The sequence below is a fragment of the Streptococcus lutetiensis genome, assembly GCF_900475675.1.
Taxonomy (GTDB): Bacteria; Bacillota; Bacilli; order Lactobacillales; family Streptococcaceae; genus Streptococcus; species Streptococcus lutetiensis.
On record NZ_LS483403.1, the window covers coordinates 291,068 to 314,999 of the forward strand.

The 23,932-nt window shown below is 38.9% G+C and carries 20 protein-coding genes, 2 tRNA genes, 3 rRNA genes and 1 pseudogene; 22 read left to right on the plus strand and 4 right to left on the minus strand.

Translation table 11 applies throughout. From position 1 onward, the window contains the following. The first annotated feature begins 49 nt into the window (after positions 1 to 49). From DQN23_RS01630 to DQN23_RS01645, 4 genes are read left to right on the plus strand one after another with little or no spacing between them, the layout of a single operon-like run. Positions 50 to 964: an ABC transporter permease gene (locus DQN23_RS01630; protein WP_020916177.1), complete on the plus strand. Its 915-nt coding sequence runs from the start codon at positions 50 to 52 to the stop codon at positions 962 to 964. A gap of 11 nt (positions 965 to 975) precedes the next feature. Next, on the plus strand, positions 976 to 2,007 hold the full coding sequence (locus DQN23_RS01635) for an ABC transporter permease (protein WP_111712623.1): 1,032 nt from the start codon (positions 976 to 978) through the stop codon (positions 2,005 to 2,007). Between the two features lie 11 nt (positions 2,008 to 2,018). After that, positions 2,019 to 3,065: an ABC transporter ATP-binding protein gene (locus tag DQN23_RS01640; protein ID WP_111712624.1), complete on the plus strand. Its 1,047-nt coding sequence runs from the start codon at positions 2,019 to 2,021 to the stop codon at positions 3,063 to 3,065. Beyond that, a complete protein-coding gene (locus tag DQN23_RS01645) occupies positions 3,065 to 3,997 on the plus strand; it encodes an ABC transporter ATP-binding protein (RefSeq protein WP_061409237.1) in 933 nt (310 codons plus the stop codon). Before DQN23_RS01640 ends, DQN23_RS01645 begins: the two co-directional genes overlap by 1 nt. Before the next feature lie 165 nt (positions 3,998 to 4,162). Here DQN23_RS01645 and DQN23_RS01650 read toward each other — a convergent pair whose 3' ends face one another. Beyond that, positions 4,163 to 5,116, minus strand: a complete 954-nt coding sequence (locus DQN23_RS01650) for an IS30 family transposase (RefSeq protein WP_111712625.1) — start codon at positions 5,114 to 5,116, stop codon at positions 4,163 to 4,165. Between the two features lie 240 nt (positions 5,117 to 5,356). On the opposite strand from DQN23_RS01650, the gene DQN23_RS01655 reads away from it, so the two are divergent. Genes DQN23_RS01655 through DQN23_RS01685 form a run of 7 tightly spaced genes read left to right on the plus strand, consistent with a single transcriptional unit; the run spans position 5,357 to position 10,650 of the window. After that, positions 5,357 to 5,770 (plus strand): PTS sugar transporter subunit IIA, encoded by a 414-nt coding sequence (locus tag DQN23_RS01655; protein WP_058833241.1) that lies wholly within the window; start codon positions 5,357 to 5,359, stop codon positions 5,768 to 5,770. Between the two features lie 15 nt (positions 5,771 to 5,785). Continuing rightward, on the plus strand, positions 5,786 to 6,253 hold the full coding sequence (locus DQN23_RS01660; RefSeq protein WP_058833240.1) for a PTS sugar transporter subunit IIB: 468 nt from the start codon (positions 5,786 to 5,788) through the stop codon (positions 6,251 to 6,253). Positions 6,254 to 6,263: 10 nt separating this feature from the next. Next, complete coding sequence (locus tag DQN23_RS01665) at positions 6,264 to 7,040, plus strand: PTS mannose/fructose/sorbose/N-acetylgalactosamine transporter subunit IIC (RefSeq protein ID WP_111712626.1); 777 nt, start codon at positions 6,264 to 6,266, stop codon at positions 7,038 to 7,040. After that, complete coding sequence (locus DQN23_RS01670; protein WP_434454149.1) at positions 7,021 to 7,845, plus strand: PTS system mannose/fructose/sorbose family transporter subunit IID; 825 nt, start codon at positions 7,021 to 7,023, stop codon at positions 7,843 to 7,845. Before DQN23_RS01665 ends, DQN23_RS01670 begins: the two co-directional genes overlap by 20 nt. Before the next feature lie 35 nt (positions 7,846 to 7,880). Continuing rightward, entirely contained in the window at positions 7,881 to 8,879 is a 999-nt protein-coding gene (locus DQN23_RS01675) for an SIS domain-containing protein (protein ID WP_058833338.1), read from the plus strand. A gap of 54 nt (positions 8,880 to 8,933) precedes the next feature. Next, the gene (locus DQN23_RS01680) at positions 8,934 to 10,013 is read left to right on the plus strand and encodes an SIS domain-containing protein (RefSeq protein ID WP_111712627.1); all 1,080 of its coding nucleotides are present in this window, start codon (positions 8,934 to 8,936) and stop codon (positions 10,011 to 10,013) included. Further along, positions 9,997 to 10,650, plus strand: coding sequence for an HAD family hydrolase (locus tag DQN23_RS01685; RefSeq protein ID WP_058692714.1), 654 nt, complete (start codon positions 9,997 to 9,999; stop codon positions 10,648 to 10,650). Before DQN23_RS01680 ends, DQN23_RS01685 begins: the two co-directional genes overlap by 17 nt. Positions 10,651 to 10,883: 233 nt before the next feature. On the opposite strand, the pseudogene DQN23_RS09155 reads toward DQN23_RS01685, so the two are convergent. Together DQN23_RS09155 and DQN23_RS01695 are read right to left on the minus strand one after the other, a co-directional pair. Beyond that, positions 10,884 to 11,135: pseudogene (locus DQN23_RS09155) on the minus strand (IS3 family transposase); the annotation flags it as partial. Between the two features lie 65 nt (positions 11,136 to 11,200). After that, a complete protein-coding gene (locus tag DQN23_RS01695; protein WP_111712628.1) occupies positions 11,201 to 12,454 on the minus strand; it encodes an ISL3 family transposase in 1,254 nt (417 codons plus the stop codon). An 822-nt stretch (positions 12,455 to 13,276) separates the two neighbouring features. Between DQN23_RS01695 and DQN23_RS01700 the strand changes: the two genes are divergently transcribed. From DQN23_RS01700 to DQN23_RS01725, 6 genes are all read left to right on the plus strand, one after another. Next, positions 13,277 to 14,825 (plus strand): 16S ribosomal RNA (locus DQN23_RS01700). Positions 14,826 to 14,878: 53 nt separating this feature from the next. After that, positions 14,879 to 14,951, plus strand: a tRNA-Ala gene (locus tag DQN23_RS01705). Positions 14,952 to 15,098: 147 nt separating this feature from the next. Continuing rightward, a 23S ribosomal RNA gene (locus tag DQN23_RS01710) occupies positions 15,099 to 17,998 on the plus strand. An 85-nt stretch (positions 17,999 to 18,083) separates the two neighbouring features. Next, positions 18,084 to 18,199: ribosomal RNA gene (gene rrf / locus DQN23_RS01715) — 5S ribosomal RNA — on the plus strand. Together the 16S, 23S and 5S rRNA genes with 2 tRNA genes alongside form the textbook arrangement of a ribosomal RNA operon. Positions 18,200 to 18,204: 5 nt before the next feature. Next, positions 18,205 to 18,278 (plus strand) — tRNA-Asn (locus DQN23_RS01720). A gap of 142 nt (positions 18,279 to 18,420) precedes the next feature. Continuing rightward, complete coding sequence (locus DQN23_RS01725; RefSeq protein ID WP_111712607.1) at positions 18,421 to 18,897, plus strand: sigma-70 RNA polymerase sigma factor region 4 domain-containing protein; 477 nt, start codon at positions 18,421 to 18,423, stop codon at positions 18,895 to 18,897. A gap of 28 nt (positions 18,898 to 18,925) precedes the next feature. Here DQN23_RS01725 and DQN23_RS01730 read toward each other — a convergent pair whose 3' ends face one another. Continuing rightward, on the minus strand, positions 18,926 to 20,284 hold the full coding sequence (locus DQN23_RS01730) for an aspartate kinase (protein WP_020916223.1): 1,359 nt from the start codon (positions 20,282 to 20,284) through the stop codon (positions 18,926 to 18,928). A gap of 96 nt (positions 20,285 to 20,380) precedes the next feature. Here DQN23_RS01730 and DQN23_RS01735 point away from each other — a divergent pair, with 96 nt between their 5' ends. The 5 genes from DQN23_RS01735 (at position 20,381) to DQN23_RS01755 (ending at position 23,819) form a co-directional block, all read left to right on the plus strand. Then, complete coding sequence (locus DQN23_RS01735) at positions 20,381 to 21,028, plus strand: HAD family hydrolase (RefSeq protein ID WP_111712629.1); 648 nt, start codon at positions 20,381 to 20,383, stop codon at positions 21,026 to 21,028. A gap of 190 nt (positions 21,029 to 21,218) precedes the next feature. Beyond that, a complete protein-coding gene (locus tag DQN23_RS01740; RefSeq protein ID WP_111712630.1) occupies positions 21,219 to 22,007 on the plus strand; it encodes an enoyl-CoA hydratase in 789 nt (262 codons plus the stop codon). 115 nt (positions 22,008 to 22,122) lie between these two features. Beyond that, on the plus strand, positions 22,123 to 22,557 hold the full coding sequence (gene fabT, locus DQN23_RS01745) for a fatty acid biosynthesis transcriptional regulator FabT (RefSeq protein WP_039695988.1): 435 nt from the start codon (positions 22,123 to 22,125) through the stop codon (positions 22,555 to 22,557). Between the two features lie 2 nt (positions 22,558 to 22,559). Continuing rightward, entirely contained in the window at positions 22,560 to 23,534 is a 975-nt protein-coding gene (locus tag DQN23_RS01750) for a beta-ketoacyl-ACP synthase III (RefSeq protein WP_020916226.1), read from the plus strand. Between the two features lie 60 nt (positions 23,535 to 23,594). Then, positions 23,595 to 23,819 carry an acyl carrier protein gene (locus tag DQN23_RS01755; RefSeq protein ID WP_020916227.1) on the plus strand — a complete coding sequence of 75 codons (225 nt, stop codon included), beginning with the start codon at positions 23,595 to 23,597 and terminating at the stop codon, positions 23,817 to 23,819. Positions 23,820 to 23,932 lie beyond the last annotated feature (113 nt).

Here is a 23,932-nt window from a genome sequence, read left to right on the forward strand (position 1 = left end):
GTAAAACTTTTCCCCTGCCAACAAAAGCAAATACAGAGAAGGAAATATTATGGTAAAATACATTCTTAAACGTGTTGCTATTCTTCTTGTAACACTCTGGGTAGTTGTTACCCTGTCGTTTTTCCTCATGCAAGTTATGCCTGGGACACCTTATAATAACCCAAAATTAACTGATGAGATGATTGCTTTAATGAACAAACAGTATGGTTTGGATAAACCAGTTTGGCAACAATACCTTACTTACCTATGGAATATTCTTCATGGTGATTTCGGTACAAGTTACCAATCTATTAACCAACCTGTTGGACGTTTGATTTCTCAACGTTTGGGTGTATCGATTCAATTGGGTGTTCAAGCTTTAATTGTTGGATTTCTTTCAGGTATTGTTGTTGGTGCGGCTTCAGCGCGTAACAAAAATAACTGGATTGATGGTGTACTTAGTGTTATTTCTACACTTGGTATTTCAGTACCATCATTTATTATCGGTCTTTTCTTATTGGTTACTCTTGGTTTCAAATGGAGCTTGTTCCCACTTGCAGGATGGGGTTCATTTGAACAAACCATTATGCCATCTATTGCCTTGGCAATCCCAGTCTTTGCTCAAGTTACACGTTTCTTCCGTGGACAAATGATTGAAACATTGAGTTCAGATTACATTCAATTAGCAACTGCTAAAGGTTTGAACAAACGTCAAGTTACACGTAAACACGCGTACCGTAACTCAATGATTCCAGTTTTGACTTTGGTTGGTCCTATGGCAGCAAACTTGCTAACAGGTTCAGCTTTGATTGAACAAATTTTCTCAATTCCAGGAATTGGTCAACAATTTGTAACATCAATCCCAGCTAAAGATTATCCAGTAATTATGGGAACAACAATCGTTTATGCAATGATGTTAATGGTTGCTATCTTGGTAACAGATATTGCAACAAGTATTGTTGATCCACGTGTACGCTTGCAATAAGGAGACTATTCATGGCAGAAAAAACAAGAGAATTTAAGCTTGTTGGTGTTGGTTCAGCCAGCTCACAAGAAAAAATTGAAAAGCCTGCTCTTTCTTTTATGCAAGATGCATGGCGCCGTTTGAAGAAAAATAAATTAGCTGTTATTTCAATGTGGTTCCTTGGAATTTTACTTGTATTCTCAATGATTTCAGTAGTTTTGGTACCACGTGATGATGCTAATGCCTTCAATACAAAAGAAGTTACAACTTACCGTAACCTTCCACCAAAACTTAGTGACAACCTTCCATTCTGGAACGGTAAAATTACTTATTCTGGTAATACTGAAGCTAACGATCCTTATGCAGACCAAGGTGTTCCAAAAGGTAAAAAATTTATCCTTGGTACTGATAACCTTGGTCGTAGTGTTGCTAAACGTATCATCGTAGGTGTGCGGATCTCACTTCTTATTGCTATCGTTGCAACATTGATTGACCTTTTGATTGGGGTAACTTATGGTTTGATTTCAGGTTATGTTGGTGGACGTGTCGACATGGTTATGCAACGTATTATCGAAGTTATTTCATCAATTCCTAACTTGGTTATCGTTACAATGCTTGGCCTTTTGCTTGGTAATGGTGTCACATCAATCATTATTTCAATTGCTATCGTTGGATGGACATCAATGGCTCGTCAAGTACGTAACTTAACACTTTCTTACCGCGAACAAGAGTTTGTTCTTGCTGCTCGTTCATTGGGTGAAAGTGCTCCTAAAATCGCATTTAAACATATCCTTCCAAATATTTCAGGGATTATTATTGTTCAAATCATGATGACAGTTCCAAGTGCCATTATGTACGAAGCTGTGCTTTCAGCTATTAACCTTGGGGTAAAACCACCAACAGCATCACTTGGTTCATTGATTACTGATGCTCAAGAGTACTTACAATACTACCCTTATCAAGTAACTCTACCAGCTCTTGCTTTGGTATTAATCTCACTTGCTTTCATCTTGTTAGGTGACGGTCTTCGTGATGCATTTGATCCAAAATCTGGTGATCGTTAGGAGGAAAAAATATGAGTGAAGAAACAATTTTACAAGTTAAAAACCTCCATGTAGATTTCCAAACCTACGCTGGAGAAATAAAAGCCATTCGCGACGTCAACTTTGACTTGAAGAAAGGCGAAACACTTGCTATCGTAGGTGAATCTGGATCAGGTAAATCTGTAACAACTAAAACATTAATGGGGTTATCTGCTTCAAATGCTACTATTACAGGTGACATTGACTTTAAAGGTAAAAAACTTACTGAATTAAAAGAAGACGAATGGATTAAAGTTCGTGGAAATGAAATCGCAATGATTTTCCAAGATCCAATGACGAGTCTTGATCCAACAATGAAAATTGGTCAACAAATTGCCGAACCAATCATGATCCACAAAAAAGTTTCAAAACAAGAAGCTTGGGATCGTGCACTTGATTTAATGAAGAACGTTGGTATTCCAAATGCAGAAGAACATATCAACGATTACCCACACCAATGGTCTGGTGGTATGCGTCAACGTGCTGTTATTGCAATCGCGCTTGCTGCTAACCCGGATGTCTTGATTGCTGACGAACCAACAACTGCCTTGGATGTTACTATTCAAGCTCAAATTCTTAACTTGATGAAAAAAATTCAAAAAGAACGAGGTTCATCAATCATCTTTATCACCCACGACCTTGGTGTTGTTGCTGGTATGGCTGATCGTGTAGCAGTTATGTATGCTGGTAAAGTTATTGAATATGGAACAGTTGACGAAGTCTTCTACAACCCACAACACCCATATACTTGGGGGTTGTTGAACTCAATGCCAACAACTGATACAGAAGCTGGTAGCTTACAATCAATTCCAGGTACACCACCAGATCTTCTTAACCCGCCAAAAGGTGATGCTTTTGCACCACGTAACGAATTTGCTTTGGATATCGATTACGAAGAAGAACCACCAATGTTTAAAGTTAGTGACACACACTATGCTGCAACTTGGTTGTTAGACGAACGTGCACCTAAAGTAACACCACCATTACCAATTCAAAAACGTTGGGCAAAATGGAAAGAACTTGAAGGGAGAAAAGCTTAATGACTGAAAATAGAAAAAAGCTTGTTGAACTTAAAAATGTCTCTTTGACTTTCAACGAAGGCAAAAAGAATGAAGTAAAAGCTATCAACAACGTCAGCTTCGATATCTATGAAGGTGAAGTCTTTGGTCTAGTTGGTGAATCAGGTTCTGGTAAAACAACTGTTGGACGTGCTATTTTAAAACTTTACGATATTAGTGGTGGTGAAATCGACTTTAACGGAGAAACGGTTTCTAACCTTAAAGGTAAAAAACTACATGAATTCCGTAAAAATGTCCAAATGATTTTCCAAGATCCACAAGCCAGTCTTAATGCACGTATGAAAATCCGTGATATCGTTGCTGAAGGTCTTGATATTCACAAACTTGTTAATAGTAAAGAAGAACGTGATGAAAAAGTTCAAGAATTGCTTTCTCTAGTAGGTTTGAACAAAGATCACATGACTCGTTACCCACACGAATTTTCTGGTGGTCAACGTCAACGTATTGGTATTGCACGTGCTCTTGCTGTACAACCAAAATTCATTATTGCTGATGAACCAATTTCTGCGCTTGACGTGTCTATTCAAGCTCAAGTTGTTAATTTGATGCAAAAACTTCAACGCGAAAAAGGCTTAACTTACCTCTTCATCGCTCACGATTTGTCAATGGTTAAATACATTTCAGATCGTATTGGAGTTATGCACTGGGGTAAAATGCTTGAAATTGGAACATCTGAAGATGTTTACAACAATCCAATTCATCCATATACTAAAAGTCTGTTGTCTGCAATTCCAGAACCAGATCCAGAATCTGAACGTGAACGTGTACACCAAGCTTATGATCCGAGTGCAGAACTTGATGGTCAAGAACGTGAAATGCGTGAAATCACACCAGGACATTTTGTACTTTCTACAGAAGCAGAAGCAGAAGAATACAAAAAAGCATTATCATAATTATAAAGAGGGCAAAGAACCCTCTTTTTTGCGCTCAAAGACTCCTAGAAGTTATTTTAGTTGCATTATAAGGGGATAAGTATTAGAATGTACACGTAGTCAATTTGTTGCTGGAAAAACCGACTTTAAAGGGCTCTGATAGCAAAGCCAAATTTCAAGTTCAAATTAGCCAGCCTGTAAAAACTCTTTAGGAGATTTATAATTGAATAGTTTCTTTGGATAGTTGTTAATCCAGTTTTCAATAAATGCGACTTGTTGTTGAGTCGCATTTTTGCTTCCCTTAGGCAACCAACGCCGGATGAGTCTATTATGATTCTCATTAGTACCACGCTCCCAAGAAGAATACGGGTGGGCATAATAGATATGAGTAGGGTCAAAAACTTCCGCTAAACGACTGAACTTAGCCCCGTTATCAGCTGTGATAGAGTTCATTTGATAATCCTTGAGGATTGCTTTCAGAGCTTGATTGACTGAAACCGCGGACTTATCGGGAATGAGTCGAATGATTTGATAACGACTCTTTCTATCGGTTAGAGTCAACAGACACTCGTTTTTTGCCCGTGTTTGAATAACCGTATCAATTTCAAAATCACCGATATTCTCACGCTTATTAATGCTTTCTGGTCGTTCCTCAATAGACTTTCCAGCTGGCTTAAAATTGGGACTAGCATGCTTTTTCTTAGCTTTCTCTTGTCGAGGATAAAGCATATCAGCCTTGGTCAATCCTAAGTGTCCATGATGAATCCAGTAGTAAATGGTGGAGATGGGAACAGGTATCCCTTTTGACTTTACCATCATCTCGGGAGAGTATTTCTGTTCGATGTAGTGAGTTATCTTTCCTTTGAGTCCCTTGGTTAGGGAGACTTGTTTAACAGAACGTTTGCGATTGTTTTGATAGGCTTTTTGAGCAAAATCAGCTGAGTAGATCACTTCAAATTTTCCTTTACGCACTTGTTGTCTAACCTGACCACGTTTGACTTCGTTGTGAATGGTTTGAGGAGCTTTAGCTAATCTCCTAGCGATTTCACGATTTGAGAGCCCTTCTTGAAGCCAACGTTCAATCATTCTACGTTCAGTTAGTGTTAAATGTTTACTTTTTGGTGTATAATAGTTTTGCATCTCAGAGTCTTTCTAATTGTTGTTGTGGTGATTACAATTATATCTCTCTGAGATGTTTTTTGATACCCTTAGGTGGCTAACTTCATTTTAGAACTTTCCGTGCTCATTAGAAAGGTCATTTTTTTTTTTTTTGAAATCGCTTGCAATTTACGGATAATAGTTTTAAAATAAAGATGACTAATTTAGTCGTTGATAAATTTATTGACACTATTAAATGAAAAAGAAAGGAGTGTAGAGAATATGGCAAAAATCATACTTGCATCGCATGGAGGATTATCTAAAGGGATGAAAGATTCAGTTTCTATGATTGTTGGAGATTTAGCTAGGGATATAGAAACATATAGCTTGCTTCCTGGACAAAATCCTGAAGACTTTTATCAAGAAGTTTTGAAAGAAGCAAAAAAGTGTGAAGAACAAATCTTAATCTTGTGTGATATTAAAGGTGGAAGTGTTCACACAGCATTATCTAAACTTGCAATATTAGATAATGTACTGGTCTTTTCAGGAATGAACATGGGACTAGTATTAGATGCAGTAATGAAAGGCTTGAACGGAAAACTTGAACTAGCAGAAGCGAACGATTTGATCGAAGCAGCTAAAGATGGAATGACTGTTATGAATGGAATGACAAGCGAAGATGATGAAGATTTCTAATAGGAGGAGAAAAAAATGATCAGATTATTAAGAGTGGATCACAGATTATTACATGGTCAAGTTGCTTTTTCTTGGAAGAATGCAGTTGAAGCAGATTGTATCTTAATTGCGTGCGACGCAGTTATGAAAGATGATTTAAGAAAAACATCAATTAAGTTGGCAAAACCAAGTGGTGTTAAATTAGTTATTAAAAATATGGATGATGCAGTGAATGCGATCAACAGTGGTGTTACAGACAAATACAAATTATTGGTTGTCGTTGAATCTATTAAGGACGCTGAAAGATTGTGTAAAGAGTGCAACATCAACAAATTAAATCTTGGTGGTACTAAGGCTACTGCGGAAACTCGTAATATTTCTAAAGCAATGAATATTACACCAGTAGAAGAAACAATTTTAAAAGGATTATGTGAAACAGGTGTGGATGTAACAATTCAGATGGTGCCAGAAGATAATCCAGTAAATGTAGAAAAAGTTTTATAAGAGGAGAAATATGTTACTACAAGCAATTTTACTTGGCTTGGTAGCAATGCTTGGAAATGCTGAGTATTTGTTCGGTACAAGTTTACTGTCAAGACCATTGGTTATGGGTACTTTAACAGGTATTGTACTTGGTGATGTTCAAACAGGTGTTACTTTAGGTGCAACATTAGAATTAGCGTTTATGGGAGCTTTCTCAATCGGTGCTAGTATTCCACCTGAAATGATTTCAGGAACTGTATTAGGAACAGCTTTCACAATTACAACAGGAGCTGGACCAGAAACTGCATTAACTGTAGGTTTACCAGTTGCTTCACTAGTATTAATCGCAAAGAACGTTGGAATGGTATTCATCTTACCTCCATTTGTTCACAAAGCAGATAAATATGCAGCTGAAGGAAACATGGCTGGAGTTGCTAGAATGCACTTATTAGGTGGATTCTTCGGTGTTAACTTAATTATCGGTGTAATTGTAGCATGTGGTTACTATGCTGGTGGACCTGCTGTACAGGCTTTATTAAATGTCATTCCTACATGGATTTCAAATGGTTTACAGATCACAATGGGCTTATTACCTGCAATTGGGTTCGGTTTATTATTAATGATGATTATGGACAAAAACGTTGCATGTTTCTTCTTCTTAGGATTCGCATTAAGCGTATACTTAAAGATTCCAGTAACAGCGATTGCAATCTTTGGAGCTATCATTGCTATCGTATTAACTCAGTTACGTAGTAATTCAGCTCTAACAGCTATAGAAGGAGGAATGGATGAAGATGACGACTTCTAATAAATTAACTAAAAAAGAATTAAATCAAGTATTCTGGCGTTCATTCGGTTTGGAATGGTCTTGGAACTATGAAAGACAGATGAATATGTCATACTGCTATAGTATGTTACCAGTTATCAAAAAATTATATCCAAATAAAGAAGACCAGGTTGTAGCTATGAAGCGTCACTTGGAATTCTTCAACACAACTCCACAATTGGCAACATTAATCTTAGGTATTAGTGCTGCTATGGAAGAAAGTAATGCAAATGATCCTGAATTTGATACAGAAAGTATCAACAGTGTAAAAGTTTCATTAATGGGACCTTTAGCTGGTATTGGTGATTCATTCATCTGGGGAACATTACGTATTATCGCTACTGGTGTGGGTCTATCATTAGCAAATCAAGGAAATATCTTAGGACCCATCTTATTCTTATTAATTTTCAACCTTCCAGCTCAGGGATTACGTTATTATTTAATGAATGCTGGTTATAAATTAGGTAGTGGATTCTTGGCTAAGATCCAGCAGAATGGATTAATGGCAAAACTTACTTATGCAGCAAGTGTTTTAGGATTGATGGTTGTTGGTGGTATGACTGCTGAAAACGTATCAATCAGTTTCCCATTGAAGTTTGGTTCTGGTAATGAAGCAACTACATTAAATGATGTATTCAATAATATCATGCCTGGTTTAATGCCGTTATTATTCACATTACTAGTTTACTACTTATTGAAAAAGAAAAATGTTAAGACAACTACATTGTTGTTAATCTGTGTTGTGATCGGAATGTTCGGAGCATTCTTTGGTATCTTAGGTTGTTAATAAATTTAAAATAAATGGAGGAAAATAAAATGGAAATGATTAAATTTAATGAACAGGAAAAAATCGATAGCGTAAATGGCGCATTAGCTCTACGCCCTCAGATCAACGAAATCGTTGATGAAATTTGCGAACGTGGATATTCAAACATCTGCTGGTTAGGTGTTGGTGGTACTTGGGCAAGTGCTATGCAGGCTACAGTACATATGAAAGAAATGAGTGCTATTGAAACTTGGGCAGAAAATGCTGCTGAATACTTAACTACAGGAAACAAACGTATTACTAAAGATACAGTTGTTATTATCTCTTCTGTAACTGGAAACACTAAAGAAGTAGTTGATGCTATCAAAAAGATCAAAACTGAAGTTGGTTCTACAGTTATCTCATTTGTAGATGCTAAAGAAGCTATCTTATTAGATTTAGGAGACTACAAGATCTCTTACCCACTTAACGAACAGTTAAAGTTCTTCATGGTTGCAGACCGTTTCATGTTCAACAATGGTGAATTAGAAGACTACGAAGATATGTATGCTGAATTTGACAAATACTTAGCAGAAGCTTTAGTAGAAGTTGAAAAGAAAGCTGAACCATTTGCTGTTGAATTCGCTAAAAAACATTGGAATGATGAAATGCACTACTTTGTAGGTGCTGGAAATCAGTGGGGTGCTACTTACTCATATGCAATGTGCTATTGGGAAGAACAGTTATGGTTAAAAACTAAATCAATCACATCAAATGAATTCTTCCACGGTATGTTTGAAATCGTAACTAAAGAAACTCCAGTTACTATCTATATTGGTGAAGATGCTCAGCGTCCATTATCTGAACGTGTAGCTAACTTTATTCCAAGAATTTGTGAAAACTACACAATCATCGACTCTAAAGATTACGAATTAAAGGGAATTAGTGAAAAATATCGTAAACACTTATCTCACCATGTAATGCATGCTGTAAACAACAGAATCGATGTTCATATGGAAATCGAAACTCGTCACCCTATGGAAATCCGTCGTTACTACAGAAGATTAGAATACTAAAATATAAGGGGTGGATTCATTCCACCTTTTATATTTTAAGAATTGGGGGATATTATGAATAAATTAACAATGTTTGATTATGTTAAAGAAACACCAGACGTATTAAGAACAAATATTGAACAATATACTACACTAGTTGATCCATTGATGAAAGAAGTGCAACAAAAAGAAATAAAACGTATTTTACTTGTTGCTTCTGGATCAAGTTATAATGCTTGTTATTGTGCGAGAAGTTTTGTGGAAAAAGTAAGTAGTTTAGAAGTAAGAATCATCACGCCATATACATTTACGTATTATGAAAATAACATTAAGGAGAACGACTTAGTTTTAGTGCTTACACAGAGTGGGTTAAGTACAAATGCAATAGAAGCATTAAAAATCATAAAGAAAAAAGAATGTAGAGCTATTTGTTTAACAGGAAATAAAAACAGCGATGTAAAAGATGTTGCGGATATTGTGATTGAATATGGTGTTGGTGAAGAATTAGTTGGCTATGTCACAAAGGGTGTTTCTTCACTTGCGTTATTCTTAGATTTGTTCGCAATTGCGTATTCTGGAAAGACGGAGTATTTGGATGAATTAAAGAAAGCAGCTGATTTAAATGAAGAAATGATTGATCAGGCTACAAACTTTATTCAGCAACATTATAAGAATTTCTCATCTATGTCCTGGGTTTACAGTTGTGGAGCGGGTGCTAATTATGGAACAGCACTTGAAAGTGCATTAAAAATGGGTGAAACCATTCATATTCCAAGTTGCTGCTATGAAATTGAAGAGTATATCCATGGACCAAACCTTCAATTAACGCCACAATACAATGTGATTTTCTTTGATGGAAACGATGGTGCAAGTCGACGTGTAGAACAAGTATATAAGGCTACACGAAAAGTCACAAATCGAGTTTATTTGATTTCAAACAACCCTCAATTATCGAGTGATGAGCATGTTTTAAGTTTGAGTGATACGGTATCAAGTGAATTAAGTCCACTTGTATATCTACCATTTGTACAATTATTAAGTTATATTGTTTCAAATGACTTACACTCTATTTATCAACATCCATTATTAAAAGAATTTAAGGCTATCGCAGCTGCAAAAACGGAGAATTTTGTAAATTATGATGGAGACGATTAAAACGATAATTTTTGATATGGATGGTGTCATCTTTGATAGTGAAACCATGTATATAAATGATTTAATAAGATTTTTTAAACAGCATGATATAGAAATACAAGTAAGTGATTGTATTCCTCTTATTGGTATTGATAGTAAATTATATTATGAACAAGCATACACAATGTGGAACAACAAAACAGATTTCATTACATTTAAAAATATGCTTCAAGAATATTTTCGTTCATTTGATTGTGATTATAAAGCAGTCGTTAGACCACAGATCTATTCTGTTTTAGAAAGCTTAAGTGAACATTATAAAATTGCGTTAGCGTCCTCTTCAAGTTTAAATACTATTAATACTGCATTAGATCAAGCTGATTTAAGAAAGTATTTCACACTTATAGTAAGTGGTGAACAATTCAAAGAAAGTAAACCCAATCCAGAAATATATTTACATACAATCAAAGAATTGAATGTGAATAAAGATGAAGGTATTATTATTGAGGATTCACCTAAAGGAATATTAGCTGCCAATAGAGCTGGTATTAAGGTATTGGCTTTAAAAGATGATAAGTTTGGCTTGGATCAAAGCCAAGCAGATATAATTATTGATGAATTAAATGATATTATAAAGTTGATTGAGAAAGGGGCATAAAAGTATGAATGCTATGTTAGTTGCTGTTATAGTGATTGCTGTTATTGGAATTATTCCAGTGATCATCAGGAAGAAACTCCTAAAAATCTGTCTTGCATTACTCCAAAACAATGATGTTAAGGCAATAGAAGACTTAATAGCAACTAAACTAGCTAAGATATGTATTCCTCCATTTAATAGAGAATACTTACTTTTAAATGTTTATCTAAAACTAAATGATGATAAACAAATAGGTACTCAAGAGCTACTTGATTGAGAGAGTAACCATCAATCAGAACTTTATCAATCATTTCCTGCTTGAGTTCTGGAGGATAATAGGTGTTCTTCCCTTTCTGGATAATGTTTATTCCGTATCGGTCAATCAATCGAATCATATATTTTACGCTGGATTCTGCGATAGCAAACTGCTTTGACAAGGACTTGATAGACTGACCACTTTGCCGTAGTTCATAAATCTTGATTTTATCTTCATAACTTAATTTCATAAAAATAACACCCCAAAAGTTAGATTTTTTCGGTTCTTTGTCAACTGTAGTGGGTTGACTTATAATCACATGCGAGAGAGGACTTTGGTCCTCTCTTTTTTGCTGTTCAAAGTGATAAGTATTTTTGTTTTGAAGTTGTCGAAATTTCTGAATCCAAAGGCTTGTCGTTTGATGTCTTTAATGAGTTTGTTAGTGGCTTCTAGTCTAGCGTTGGAATAAGGCATTTCTAAAGCATTGGTGATGTAGTCTTTATATCTGATGAAGGTCTGGAAAACCTTCTTAAACGCTGGATTGACATAGTGTTTATGCTCTTGTATGAGTGAGAAAAAGTGGTCACGATTCTTTTCTTGGAAATGAAATAAGAGTAGCTGGTAAAGTTCGTAGTAGTAGCTTAGTTCATCTGAGAATGCCAGTGCATTCTCGATGATTTCTTTAGGAGTTCTAGTTTCCCTGAGCGTTCTAGCGTAAAAACGCTTGTCAGAAAGTTTTTGACTATCCTTATGTAAGATTCTCCAGTGATTCTTCATAATCCGATAGGGCAGCTCATGCTTGTCAACCTGCTTCATGATAGCGATTCTAGTAGCCATCATGGCCCGATTAAGGTGCTGGATAATGTGGAAGCGGTCAAGGACAATCTTGGCATTTGGAAAGAGTTGCTTGATAATTGGGATGTAAGCTCCGGACATATCGCAAGTGACGACTTTGACTGCCTCCCTCGCCTTTCTAGAGTATTGGTAGAAATAGTTTTTGATCGTCGTTTGGCGATTATTTTCCAAGATTGTGATGATTTTTCTAGTCTGATAATCTTGAGCAATGAAGGCGAGTTTCCCTTTGTTTCTTGCGAATTCATCCCAAGATAAGGCTTCTGGTAAGCTGTTATAGTTCTCTTTGAAAGTGAACTGGACTAGTTTTCTTTGCACGGTTGAGATAGAAACATGAACTAAATCAGCGATAGCAGAATTGGTCATACTTTTGGTATGGGACTCGGTAATTTTTTTCCAAATAGGCTCAGAGATTTGATGATTTTTCTTAACCAGTGGGATTTCAGAGACAGTCACCCGTTTACAAGCTTTGCACTGGAAGCGTCGCTTTTTGAGTAGGAGTACCGTAGGCATAAAGGCAGTGTCTGGGATAAGGATTTTAGAAGGCTTTTGGAAATCATATTTAATCATTGTCCCTTGGCAATGAGGGCACAAGGGAGGCGTATAATCTAGTTCAGCGTAGATTTCACAGTGGCTGCCACCATCAAGAGCCTTTTGAATGGTAATATTATTGTCTTTAATTCCGATGAGTTCTGTGGTATTATTAATCTGTTCCATAAGATACTTTCTAATGATGGTTTGATCGCTTTTCATTATAAGTCTTATGGGACTTTTTTGATACTCAAAAAAGCCCTATAATCTCCAAAGTGGCATTACCCACTACAGAAATTATAGAGCCAAAAAAACTACGCTTTTCCGACAGTTTAGAGGAATGAAATTTGATGAAGTGACTAGTCTATTTTATGGTGTTAATTGGTGTTAATGCTATCCATTTTTATGGATTTTAAAGGGTTTGGGAGAAGCATTTTTTTATTAAATGTTGATATAAAGGGATTTGTTTGGTGCTGCTCTCCATAAAAAATTAAAGTTTTGTTCTCAAAACGTTAATCCGTTTTTCAGATTTGCACAAAAGAACACTCTTTGGGGTGTTCTTTTGTGCTTTTAAAAAATTTATTGGAGTAGAATTTTAGAGAAGGGACTCAAAATACAGTCATGTGCCTCTTAAAATGCCTGAAAGAGTCTTAGTGTCCTATAAGAGGGAAAAGTAATAGAAGGTGATTTGATGCTTAAATAGAGCCTGTGAGAGAGTCTACTAGAATAAATCAAAAAAACTTAAAAAACATATTGACAGTGTAGATGAAGTTTAGTATACTAAATAAGCTGTTGTTCGAGAGGGCGACAGAAACAAGTTTGAAAAGAGTTTGAAACTTTCTTGAAAAAAGATGTTGACAACGCGCTTCAAATTTGATAGAATATAGAAGTTGTCTCGAGTAAGACAAAGACCTTTGAAAACTGAACAATACGAACCAAACGTGCGGGTTACGGAAGTAACCTGTCAAAAAAAACGATAAATCTGTCAGTGACAGAATGAGAACAAGATTAAATGAGAGTTTGATCCTGGCTCAGGACGAACGCTGGCGGCGTGCCTAATACATGCAAGTAGAACGCTGAAGACTTTAGCTTGCTAAAGTTGGAAGAGTTGCGAACGGGTGAGTAACGCGTAGGTAACCTGCCTACTAGCGGGGGATAACTATTGGAAACGATAGCTAATACCGCATAACAGCATTTAACCCATGTTAGATGCTTGAAAGGAGCAATTGCTTCACTAGTAGATGGACCTGCGTTGTATTAGCTAGTTGGTGAGGTAACGGCTCACCAAGGCGACGATACATAGCCGACCTGAGAGGGTGATCGGCCACACTGGGACTGAGACACGGCCCAGACTCCTACGGGAGGCAGCAGTAGGGAATCTTCGGCAATGGGGGCAACCCTGACCGAGCAACGCCGCGTGAGTGAAGAAGGTTTTCGGATCGTAAAGCTCTGTTGTAAGAGAAGAACGTGTGTGAGAGTGGAAAGTTCACACAGTGACGGTAACTTACCAGAAAGGGACGGCTAACTACGTGCCAGCAGCCGCGGTAATACGTAGGTCCCGAGCGTTGTCCGGATTTATTGGGCGTAAAGCGAGCGCAGGCGGTTTAATAAGTCTGAAGTTAAAGGCAGTGGCTTAACCATTGTTCGCTTTGGAAACTGTTAGACTTGAGTGCAGAAGGGGAGAGTGGAATTCCATGTGTAGCGGTGAAATGCGTAGATATATGGAGGAACACCGGTGGCGAAAGCGGCTCTCTGGTCTGTAACTGACGCTGAGGCTCGAAAGCGTGGGGAGCAAACAGGATTAGATACCCTGGTAGTCCACGCCGTAAACGATGAGTGCTAGGTGTTAGGCCCTTTCCGGGGCTTAGTGCCGCAGCTAACGCATTAAGCACTCCGCCTGGGGAGTACGACCGCAAGGTTGAAACTCAAAGGAATTGACGGGGGCCCGCACAAGCGGTGGAGCATGTGGTTTAATTCGAAGCAACGCGAAGAACCTTACCAGGTCTTGACATCCCGATGCTATTCCTAGAGATAGGAAGTTTCTTCGGAACATCGGTGACAGGTGGTGCATGGTTGTCGTCAGCTCGTGTCGTGAGATGTTGGGTTAAGTCCCGCAACGAGCGCAACCCCTATTGTTAGTTGCCATCATTAAGTTGGGCACTCTAGCGAGACTGCCGGTAATAAACCGGAGGAAGGTGGGGATGACGTCAAATCATCATGCCCCTTATGACCTGGGCTACACACGTGCTACAATGGTTGGTACAACGAGTCGCGAGTCGGTGACGGCAAGCAAATCTCTTAAAGCCAATCTCAGTTCGGATTGTAGGCTGCAACTCGCCTACATGAAGTCGGAATCGCTAGTAATCGCGGATCAGCACGCCGCGGTGAATACGTTCCCGGGCCTTGTACACACCGCCCGTCACACCACGAGAGTTTGTAACACCCGAAGTCGGTGAGGTAACCTTTTAGGAGCCAGCCGCCTAAGGTGGGATAGATGATTGGGGTGAAGTCGTAACAAGGTAGCCGTATCGGAAGGTGCGGCTGGATCACCTCCTTTCTAAGGATAAACGGAAGCACGTTTGGGTATTGTTTAGTTTTGAGAGGTCTTGTGGGGCCTTAGCTCAGCTGGGAGAGCGCCTGCTTTGCACGCAGGAGGTCAGCGGTTCGATCCCGCTAGGCTCCATTGAATCGAAAGATTCAAAAGATTGTCCATTGAAAATTGAATATCTATATCAAATTCCACGATTCAAGAAATTGAATTGTAGATAGTAACAAGAAATAAACCGAAACGCTGTGATTTAATGAGTTTAAGGTCAACAGACCAAAATAAGGTTAAGTTAATAAGGGCGCACGGTGGATGCCTTGGCACTAGAAGCCGATGAAGGACGTGACTAACGACGAAATGCTTTGGGGAGTTGTAAGTAAACATTGATCCAGAGATGTCCGAATGGGGGAACCCGGCATGTAATGCATGTCACTCATTACTGTTAAGGTAATGAAGAGGAAGACGCAGTGAACTGAAACATCTAAGTAGCTGCAGGAAGAGAAAGCAAACGCGATTGCCTTAGTAGCGGCGAGCGAAATGGCAAGAGGGCAAACCGATGTGTTTACACATCGGGGTTGTAGGACTGCGACGTGGGACGACAAGATTATAGAAGAATTACCTGGGAAGGTAAGCCAAAGAGAGTAACAGCCTCGTATTCGAAATAGTCTTTAACCCTAGCAGTATCCTGAGTACGGCGAGACACGAGAAATCTCGTCGGAATCTGGGAGGACCATCTCCTAACCCTAAATACTCTCTAGTGACCGATAGTGAACCAGTACCGTGAGGGAAAGGTGAAAAGCACCCCGGGAGGGGAGTGAAATAGAACCTGAAACCGTGTGCCTACAACAAGTTCGAGCCCGTTAATGGGTGAGAGCGTGCCTTTTGTAGAATGAACCGGCGAGTTACGATATGATGCGAGGTTAAGTTGAAGAGACGGAGCCGTAGGGAAACCGAGTCTTAATAGGGCGCATTAGTATCATGTCGTAGACCCGAAACCATGTGACCTACCCATGAGCAGGGTGAAGGTGAGGTAAAACTCACTGGAGGCCCGAACCAGGGCACGTTGAAAAGTGCTTGGATGACTTGTGGGTAGCGGAGAAATTCCAAACGAACTTGGAGATAGCTGGTTCTCTCCGAAATAGCTTTAGGGCTAGCGTCGATGTTAAGTCTCTTGGAGGTAGAGCACTGTTTGATTGAGGGGTCCATCCCGGATTACCAATATCAGATAAACTCCGAATGCCAATGAGATATAATCGGCAGTCAGACTGCGAGTGCTAAGATCCGTAGTCGAAAGGGAAACAGCCCAGACCACCAGCTAAGGTCCCAAAATATATGTTAAGTGGAAAAGGATGTGGGGTTGCACAGACAACTAGGATGTTAGCTTAGAAGCAGCTATTCATTCAAAGAGTGCGTAATAGCTCACTAGTCGAGTGACCCTGCGCCGAAAATGTACCGGGGCTAAAACATATTACCGAAGCTGTGGATACCTTTTAGGTATGGTAGGAGAGCGTTCTATGTGTGAAGAAGGTGTACCGTGAGGAGCGCTGGAACGCATAGAAGTGAGAATGCCGGTATGAGTAGCGAAAGACAGGTGAGAATCCTGTCCACCGTATGACTAAGGTTTCCAGGGGAAGGCTCGTCCTCCCTGGGTTAGTCGGGACCTAAGGAGAGACCGAAAGGTGTATCCGATGGACAACAGGTTGATATTCCTGTACTAGAGTATATAGTGATGGAGGGACGCAGTAGGCTAACTAAAGCGTGCGATTGGAAGTGCACGTCTAAGCAGTGAGGTGTGATATGAGTCAAATGCTTATATCTCTAACATTGAGCTGTGATGGGGAGCGAAGTTAAGTAGCGAAGTTAGTGATGTCACACTGCCAAGAAAAGCTTCTAGCGTTAATTATACTCTACCCGTACCGCAAACCGACACAGGTAGTCGAGGCGAGTAGCCTCAGGTGAGCGAGAGAACTCTCGTTAAGGAACTCGGCAAAATGGCCCCGTAACTTCGGGAGAAGGGGCGCTGGCTTTAAGTCAGCCGCAGTGAATAGGCCCAAGCAACTGTTTATCAAAAACACAGCTCTCTGCTAAATCGTAAGATGATGTATAGGGGGTGACGCCTGCCCGGTGCTGGAAGGTTAAGAGGAGCGCTTAGCATTAGCGAAGGTGTGAATTGAAGCCCCAGTAAACGGCGGCCGTAACTATAACGGTCCTAAGGTAGCGAAATTCCTTGTCGGGTAAGTTCCGACCCGCACGAAAGGCGTAATGATTTGGGCACTGTCTCAACGAGAGACTCGGTGAAATTTTAGTACCTGTGAAGATGCAGGTTACCCGCGACAGGACGGAAAGACCCCATGGAGCTTTACTGCAGTTTGATATTGAGTATCTGTACCACATGTACAGGATAGGTAGGAGCCTATGAAATCGGGACGCTAGTTTCGGTGGAGGCGTTGTTGGGATACTACCCTTGTGTTATGGCTACTCTAACCTAGATAGGCTATCCCTATCGGAGACAGTGTCTGACGGGCAGTTTGACTGGGGCGGTCGCCTCCTAAAAGGTAACGGAGGCGCCCAAAGGTTCCCTCAGAATGGTTGGAAATCATTCGCAGAGTGTAAAGGTATAAGGGAGCTTGACTGCGAGAGCTACAACTCGAGCAGGGACGAAAGTCGGGCTTAGTGATCCGGTGGTTCCGCATGGAAGGGCCATCGCTCAACGGATAAAAGCTACCCTGGGGATAACAGGCTTATCTCCCCCAAGAGTTCACATCGACGGGGAGGTTTGGCACCTCGATGTCGGCTCGTCGCATCCTGGGGCTGTAGTCGGTCCCAAGGGTTGGGCTGTTCGCCCATTAAAGCGGCACGCGAGCTGGGTTCAGAACGTCGTGAGACAGTTCGGTCCCTATCCGTCGCGGGCGTAGGAAATTTGAGAGGATCTGCTCCTAGTACGAGAGGACCAGAGTGGACTTACCGCTGGTGTACCAGTTGTCTTGCCAAAGGCATCGCTGGGTAGCTATGTAGGGAAGGGATAAACGCTGAAAGCATCTAAGTGTGAAGCCCACCTCAAGATGAGATTTCCCATGATTTTATATCAGTAAGAGCCCTGAGAGATGATCAGGTAGATAGGTTAGAAGTGTAAGTGTGGTGACACATGTAGCGGACTAATACTAATAGCTCGAGGACTTATCCAAAAAAGAAACGAGTCAATATTGACAGCGCGTAGGTTTCTTGTTAGAATATATAGGTATTCAATTTTGATTGGATAATCAATCATAGTTAAGTGACGATAGCCTAGGAGATACACCTGTTCCCATGCCGAACACAGAAGTTAAGCCCTAGCACGCCTGATGTAGTTGGGGGTTGCCCCCTGTTAGATATGGTAGTCGCTTAGCATTTATCCGCCATAGCTCAGTTGGTAGTAGCGCATGACTGTTAATCATGATGTCGTAGGTTCGAGTCCTACTGGCGGAGTTTAAAAGCGGTAGACGGAGAGCAACTCATTGAGTTGCTTTTTTTCTGCTCTCATTTGGACATTTTTGTCATGTTCCTTTTTCCTAAATCTTTTTATAATAAGATTACTTTAAAAATAAAAGGGAAAAAGGAGATAGAAACAGTGGATTTTGAACGCTATTTTCAAACGGTTAAACCAATTATTTTAAAATTACGCCGTTATTATTTTGTCAAACTCTGGGATTATGAGGATTGGATTCAAGAGGGACGTATTATTTTCTTTGAACTTGTAGAGGAACATCCTGATCTCTTAATTAATGAAGGCAAACGTTATAGCTACTTTAAAACAAAATTTTCTAACCATGTTAAAGATATTATCCGCCATCAGGAATCCTTTAAACGAAAATTTAATCATATGCCTTATGAAGAAATTGGTGATATTAGTCACTGTGTACCCCAGGTATCTTTCTTTGAAGTCGCAGATTACGTGGCTTATCAGGATAGCTTAGCACGTTTACGAAGAACATTGGGAAGAGAAGATAGACTGAAGTTGGAAAAAGTGATTCGTGGGGAACGTTTTGAAGGGAAGAAAGACTTCTTAAAAAGCATTGAACCGTATTTCTCAGATTTTAGACCATAAGAAAAGACCAGAGGATTCTGGCCTTTTCTTACTCTTCTGATCGGAAGAAGGATTTGTATAGGGCACGAACTGCCTCTTTTTCGTGTTCTGTTTGAGTAACGAACATAACAGATACTTCACTTGATCCTTGTGAAATCATTTCCAAGTTAATGTGTTTATCTGAAAGTGCTTTGGTTGCTGTTGCGGTTACACCAGTATGGTTTTTCATATCTTCACCCACAATCATGATGATTGAAAGGTTGTGTTCGATATCAACTTCATCAACGCCAAGTTCACGAGTTAAGTATGATGTGATTTCTTGTTCTTTGATTGGTGTAAGTTCACGTTCGCGAACAATGACAGACATGTCATCGATACCTGTTGGAATGTGTTCCCAACGGATGTTTAAGTCTTCAAGAATTTGAAGGACTTTGCGACCAAAACCGACTTCACGGTTCATAAGGTATTTAGACAAGTTGATACTTGCAAATTCGTCATCAGCAGCGATACCAATAACAGGAACTGTAGGCCCACTGTGTTTTAATGTAATACGTGTTCCTGGGTGTTTGGGGTTGTTTGTATTTTTGATGACGAGAGGAATTTTACCTCGGTAAGCAGGAATAAGTGCTTCATCGTGGAGCACTGAAAATCCAGCATAAGCAAGTTCACGCATTTCACGGTATGTTAATTCTTGGATTGTGTGAGGTTTGTGAACCACTCCAGGGTGAGCTGCGAAGATACCATCAACATCGGTAAAGTTTTCATACAAGTCTGCTTTGACACCTGCAGCAACGATAGAACCTGAAATATCTGAACCACCACGTGAGAAAGTACAGATTTGGCCATCAACTGTAACTCCAAAGAAGCCTGGGATAACAAGGATTTCTTCTGAGTCACGCAATTCTTCAAGCTTATCATAGCTTGATGGAAGAATGCGTGCATTTCCTGGTTCACTTGAAACAATGATACCTGCTTCTTTAGGGTGAACATAGCGTGCATTGAGTCCGTTTTTACGGAAAAATTCTGCCACAAGCTTAGCATTATTATCTTCACCTGCTGCAAGAAATGTGTCATAAAGGAATTCGTTACATTCAATTGGGAGTGTCGCAAGATTTGTAATCGTACCTGCAATTTTGCTCATAATTGATGAACTGAGTCCAAGCTCATCTGCAATGGCTTGGTAACGGTTGATAATCCATTCTTGTGCAGCAGTGACATCATCACCTGAGGTGTAGTCCTTGTAATACTTAATAAGAGCATCGGTTACCTTAGTATCTTCTGAGTTACGCTTTCCGGGTGCTGATACAACAACAAAACGTCGTTCGTTATCAGATTTCACAATATTCAAAACTTTTTTTAGTTGGTCAGCCGAAGCCAGTGAACTACCACCAAATTTGATTACTTTCATGACCTTCTCCACTTTTCTAAAATTTGTATACAATTATAACAAAATTCTGAAAATTTGTCAGTAGTTTTTCAAATAAAAAGATAGTATAATAGAGGAATGGAAAAATTTAAAGCAATTATTTTTGATATGGATGGTGTCTTATTCGATACTGAAACGTTTTATTATCGCCGTCGTGAGAAGTTTTTGGCTGACAAAGGGATCAGTATAAAGCACTTACCGCCTAGTTCTTTTATTGGTGGCAATATGAAACAAATTTGGCCAGACATTTTGCGTGACAATTTGGACAAATGGGATACTGATCAGCTACAAAAAGAGTATTCTATTTACAAAAAAACGTATCCGCTTCCTTACAAAAACTTGATTTTTGAAGATACTTTTAAAGTGGTCAAAGGACTTTTTGAAAAGGGGTACCGTTTAGGGCTTGCTTCTAGTTCAACTAAACATGATATTTTGAAAGCTCTTGAAGAAACTCAGTTGTTAGCGTATTTTTCAGTGATTTTATCAGGTGAGGAATTTGAAAAAGGAAAACCACATCCTGCGATTTATCAAGAAGCACGAAAACAACTTGGCTTTAACAGTGACGAAACGCTAGTTATTGAAGACAGCGAAAAAGGTATTCAGGCTGGTGTTTCTGCCGATTTAGAGGTTTGGGCAATTGAAGATCAGTTATTTGATATGAACCAAAGTAAGGCAAGTCGTCTGGTGAATAATCTAACACAAGTTATTGAAGAATTAAGCAAATAATATGATGAAAGTAGGTGTAATTCTACTTTTTTTAAACAATAGTTTGATAGTTTAAATATTAAAAAATCAAACTAAATTAATCAAAATGTGATTTTTTTCTTGATTTATCGAGGAATAGTATGCTAGAATAGCTGGTGCTAAATAGTTTAATAACCAAACTATTTTTATCACATCTGATGGAGGTAGATAGATGTCTTTCGATAATATGATTTATGAAAAGGGAGAAGTTGCAACTTTGACCTTGAATCGCCCAGATATTTCGAATGGTTTTAATATTCCAACTTGTCAAGAAATTCTTGAGGTTTTAGACTTAGTGAAAGCAGATGATTCTGTGAAAATTTTGGTCATTCAAGCAGTTGGTAAAATCTTTTCAATTGGTGGGGATTTGGCTGAGATGCAACGTGCAGTTGAATCAGATAATGTCGAATCGCTAGTTGAAATTGCAAGTTTAGTTAATAAAATTTCCTTTGCCATGAAAAAATTACCAAAACCAGTGATTATGAGCGTAGATGGTGCGGTTGCTGGTGCAGCAGCAAATATGGCTGTTGCGGCGGATTTTGTGGTCGCAAGTGAAAAAGCCAAATTTATTCAAGCCTTTGTTGGTGTTGGTCTTGCTCCAGATGCTGGAGGAATTTTCTTGATGAGTCGCGCTATCGGAACAACACGTGCGGTTCAGTTAGCTATGACTGGTGAAGGGGTAAATGCAGAAAAAGCCTTTGAATATGGCATTGTTTATCGTCTTTGTGAATCTGAAAAACTAGAAAGAACGACAAATCAGTTAACGAAACGTCTGCTTCGCGGTTCAATTAATTCATACCGTGCCATCAAAGAAATGTCGTGGAAATCCCAATATGAAGGCTGGGAAGACTATACAAAACTTGAATTGCAACTTCAAAAAGAATTAGCTTTTAAGGAAGATTTCAAAGAAGGTGTTCGTGCTTTTGCTGAAAAACGCCGTCCGAAATTTTCAGGAAAGTAATGTAAATAATAGTTTGGTTTTCAACTTATTTTTCCAGTTTGACCAAAAATACCTTGCAAAATATTTTGATGTTTGATATACTTTGATTGTCAAAGTTTATTTAGGAGGTGAAATCTTGGATTATAATAGAATTAATGAATATTTGGTTGATATTTTTAATCGTGTTCAGGTTATTGAAGAGACTAGTTTGCGAACAAGTCAATTCAATGATGTTTCATTAAAGGAAATGCATACCATTGAGATTATTGGTAAGAATTCTAATGTGACTCCAAGTGATATTGCACGTGAGTTGATGTTGACCCTCGGTACAATAACCACTAGTTTAAATAAGCTTGAGGCAAAAGGTTATATTGAAAGACGACGTTCGAAATTGGACCGTCGTGTGGTTCATTTAACTTTGACAAAAAAAGGAAGATTATTAGATAGGCTTCATCATAAATTCCACAAAAATATGGTTTCTCATATTGCGGAAGATATGAATGAAGAAGAACTAGAAGCACTTTTGAGAGGGCTTAAAAATCTTCACAAGTTTCTTGAGGAGTTAATGTAATAATGGTATTTGCAAGAATTGCTCAGGCAGCAGCCTATGCCCCTGAACAAGTGATTACAAACGATGATTTGTCTGAAATCATGGACACCAGCGATGAATGGATTTCATCACGTACGGGAATTAGAAGACGACATATCACTCGAGATGAAACAACTAGTGATTTAGGGACGCAAGTTGTCAAGCAACTACTTTCAAAAGCTGGTTTATCAGCTGTAGATATTGATTTCATCATTGTTGCAACAATTACCCCTGATAGTCTGATGCCGTCAACAGCAGCTCGTATTCAAGGAAATATCGGTGCTGTAAATGCTTTTGCCATGGATGTGACAGCGGCATGTAGTGGCTTTGTGTTTGCTCTTTCGACTGCGGATAAATTTATTCAATCGGGTATCTATAAGCGCGGTATTGTTATTGGTGCTGAAACATTGTCAAAAACACTAGACTGGTCAGACAGAAGTACTTCTGTTTTATTTGGCGATGGTGCTGGTGGTGTTTTGCTTGAAGCAACAGAAACAAAACATTTCTTAGCAGAGTCTTTAAATACTGATGGAAGTCGTGGTCTTAGCTTGACATCCGCCAAAGTTGGCTTGTCTTCACCATTTTCTGAAAAAGAAGAGGATGATAAGTTCTTGAAAATGGATGGTAGGGCTATCTTTGATTTTGCAATCAGAGATGTGGCTAAGAGTATCAAGGCACTTATTGAAACTTCTGAAGTTTCAGCTGAAGATCTTGATTACTTGCTTTTGCATCAAGCTAATATTCGTATCTTGGATAAAGTGGCGCGAAAAATGTCTATTGACCGAGATAAATTTTTAGCAAATATAATGGAATATGGTAATACTAGTGCGGCAAGTATTCCAATTCTCTTATCAGAATCAGTGGGTAAGGGACTTATCAAATTAGACGGTTCTCAAACAATTCTTCTATCAGGATTTGGTGGAGGTTTGACATGGGGAAGCCTAATTGTTAAAATCTAGTTACAAACTTGTGCATTATAGCATGAGGTATTATATATATTTATTAAGGAGAAATTAATCATGGCAGTATTTGAAAAAGTACAAGAAATTATCGTTGAAGAACTTGGTAAAGAAGCAGAAGAAGTGAAATTGGAAACTACTTTCGATGAACTTGATGCTGACTCACTTGATGTTTTCCAAGTAGTTTCTGAAATCGAAGATGCATTTGATATCCAAATCGAAACTGAAGAAGGTCTTAACACTGTAGGTGACTTGGTTGCTTACGTTGAAGAAAAAACAAAATAATGACATGGCTGGAGTTGGGATTAAAAACTAACTCCACTATATATTTAGTAGAAAGGGCTGTGGGATAGGTTGCTAGTAAGCGAAAACTTATCTTACTCCCTCTCTTCTTATTA

Coding starts and splice junctions, on each gene's coding strand:
- DQN23_RS01635 (WP_111712623.1), top strand. CDS start 976: ATGGCAGAAAAAACAAGAGAATTTAAGCTTGTTGGTGTTGGTTCAGCC.
- DQN23_RS01730 (WP_020916223.1), bottom strand. CDS start 20,284: ATGAAAGTAATCAAATTTGGTGGTAGTTCACTGGCTTCGGCTGACCAA.
- DQN23_RS01660 (WP_058833240.1), top strand. CDS start 5,786: ATGATCAGATTATTAAGAGTGGATCACAGATTATTACATGGTCAAGTT.
- DQN23_RS01675 (WP_058833338.1), top strand. CDS start 7,881: ATGATTAAATTTAATGAACAGGAAAAAATCGATAGCGTAAATGGCGCA.
- DQN23_RS01685 (WP_058692714.1), top strand. CDS start 9,997: ATGATGGAGACGATTAAAACGATAATTTTTGATATGGATGGTGTCATC.
- DQN23_RS01680 (WP_111712627.1), top strand. CDS start 8,934: ATGAATAAATTAACAATGTTTGATTATGTTAAAGAAACACCAGACGTA.
- DQN23_RS01665 (WP_111712626.1), top strand. CDS start 6,264: ATGTTACTACAAGCAATTTTACTTGGCTTGGTAGCAATGCTTGGAAAT.
- DQN23_RS01755 (WP_020916227.1), top strand. CDS start 23,595: ATGGCAGTATTTGAAAAAGTACAAGAAATTATCGTTGAAGAACTTGGT.
- DQN23_RS01740 (WP_111712630.1), top strand. CDS start 21,219: ATGTCTTTCGATAATATGATTTATGAAAAGGGAGAAGTTGCAACTTTG.
- DQN23_RS01640 (WP_111712624.1), top strand. CDS start 2,019: ATGAGTGAAGAAACAATTTTACAAGTTAAAAACCTCCATGTAGATTTC.
- DQN23_RS01650 (WP_111712625.1), bottom strand. CDS start 5,116: ATGCAAAACTATTATACACCAAAAAGTAAACATTTAACACTAACTGAA.
- DQN23_RS01750 (WP_020916226.1), top strand. CDS start 22,560: ATGGTATTTGCAAGAATTGCTCAGGCAGCAGCCTATGCCCCTGAACAA.
- DQN23_RS01630 (WP_020916177.1), top strand. CDS start 50: ATGGTAAAATACATTCTTAAACGTGTTGCTATTCTTCTTGTAACACTC.
- DQN23_RS01645 (WP_061409237.1), top strand. CDS start 3,065: ATGACTGAAAATAGAAAAAAGCTTGTTGAACTTAAAAATGTCTCTTTG.
- DQN23_RS01655 (WP_058833241.1), top strand. CDS start 5,357: ATGGCAAAAATCATACTTGCATCGCATGGAGGATTATCTAAAGGGATG.
- DQN23_RS01695 (WP_111712628.1), bottom strand. CDS start 12,454: ATGGAACAGATTAATAATACCACAGAACTCATCGGAATTAAAGACAAT.
- DQN23_RS01735 (WP_111712629.1), top strand. CDS start 20,381: ATGGAAAAATTTAAAGCAATTATTTTTGATATGGATGGTGTCTTATTC.
- DQN23_RS01670 (WP_434454149.1), top strand. CDS start 7,021: ATGAAGATGACGACTTCTAATAAATTAACTAAAAAAGAATTAAATCAA.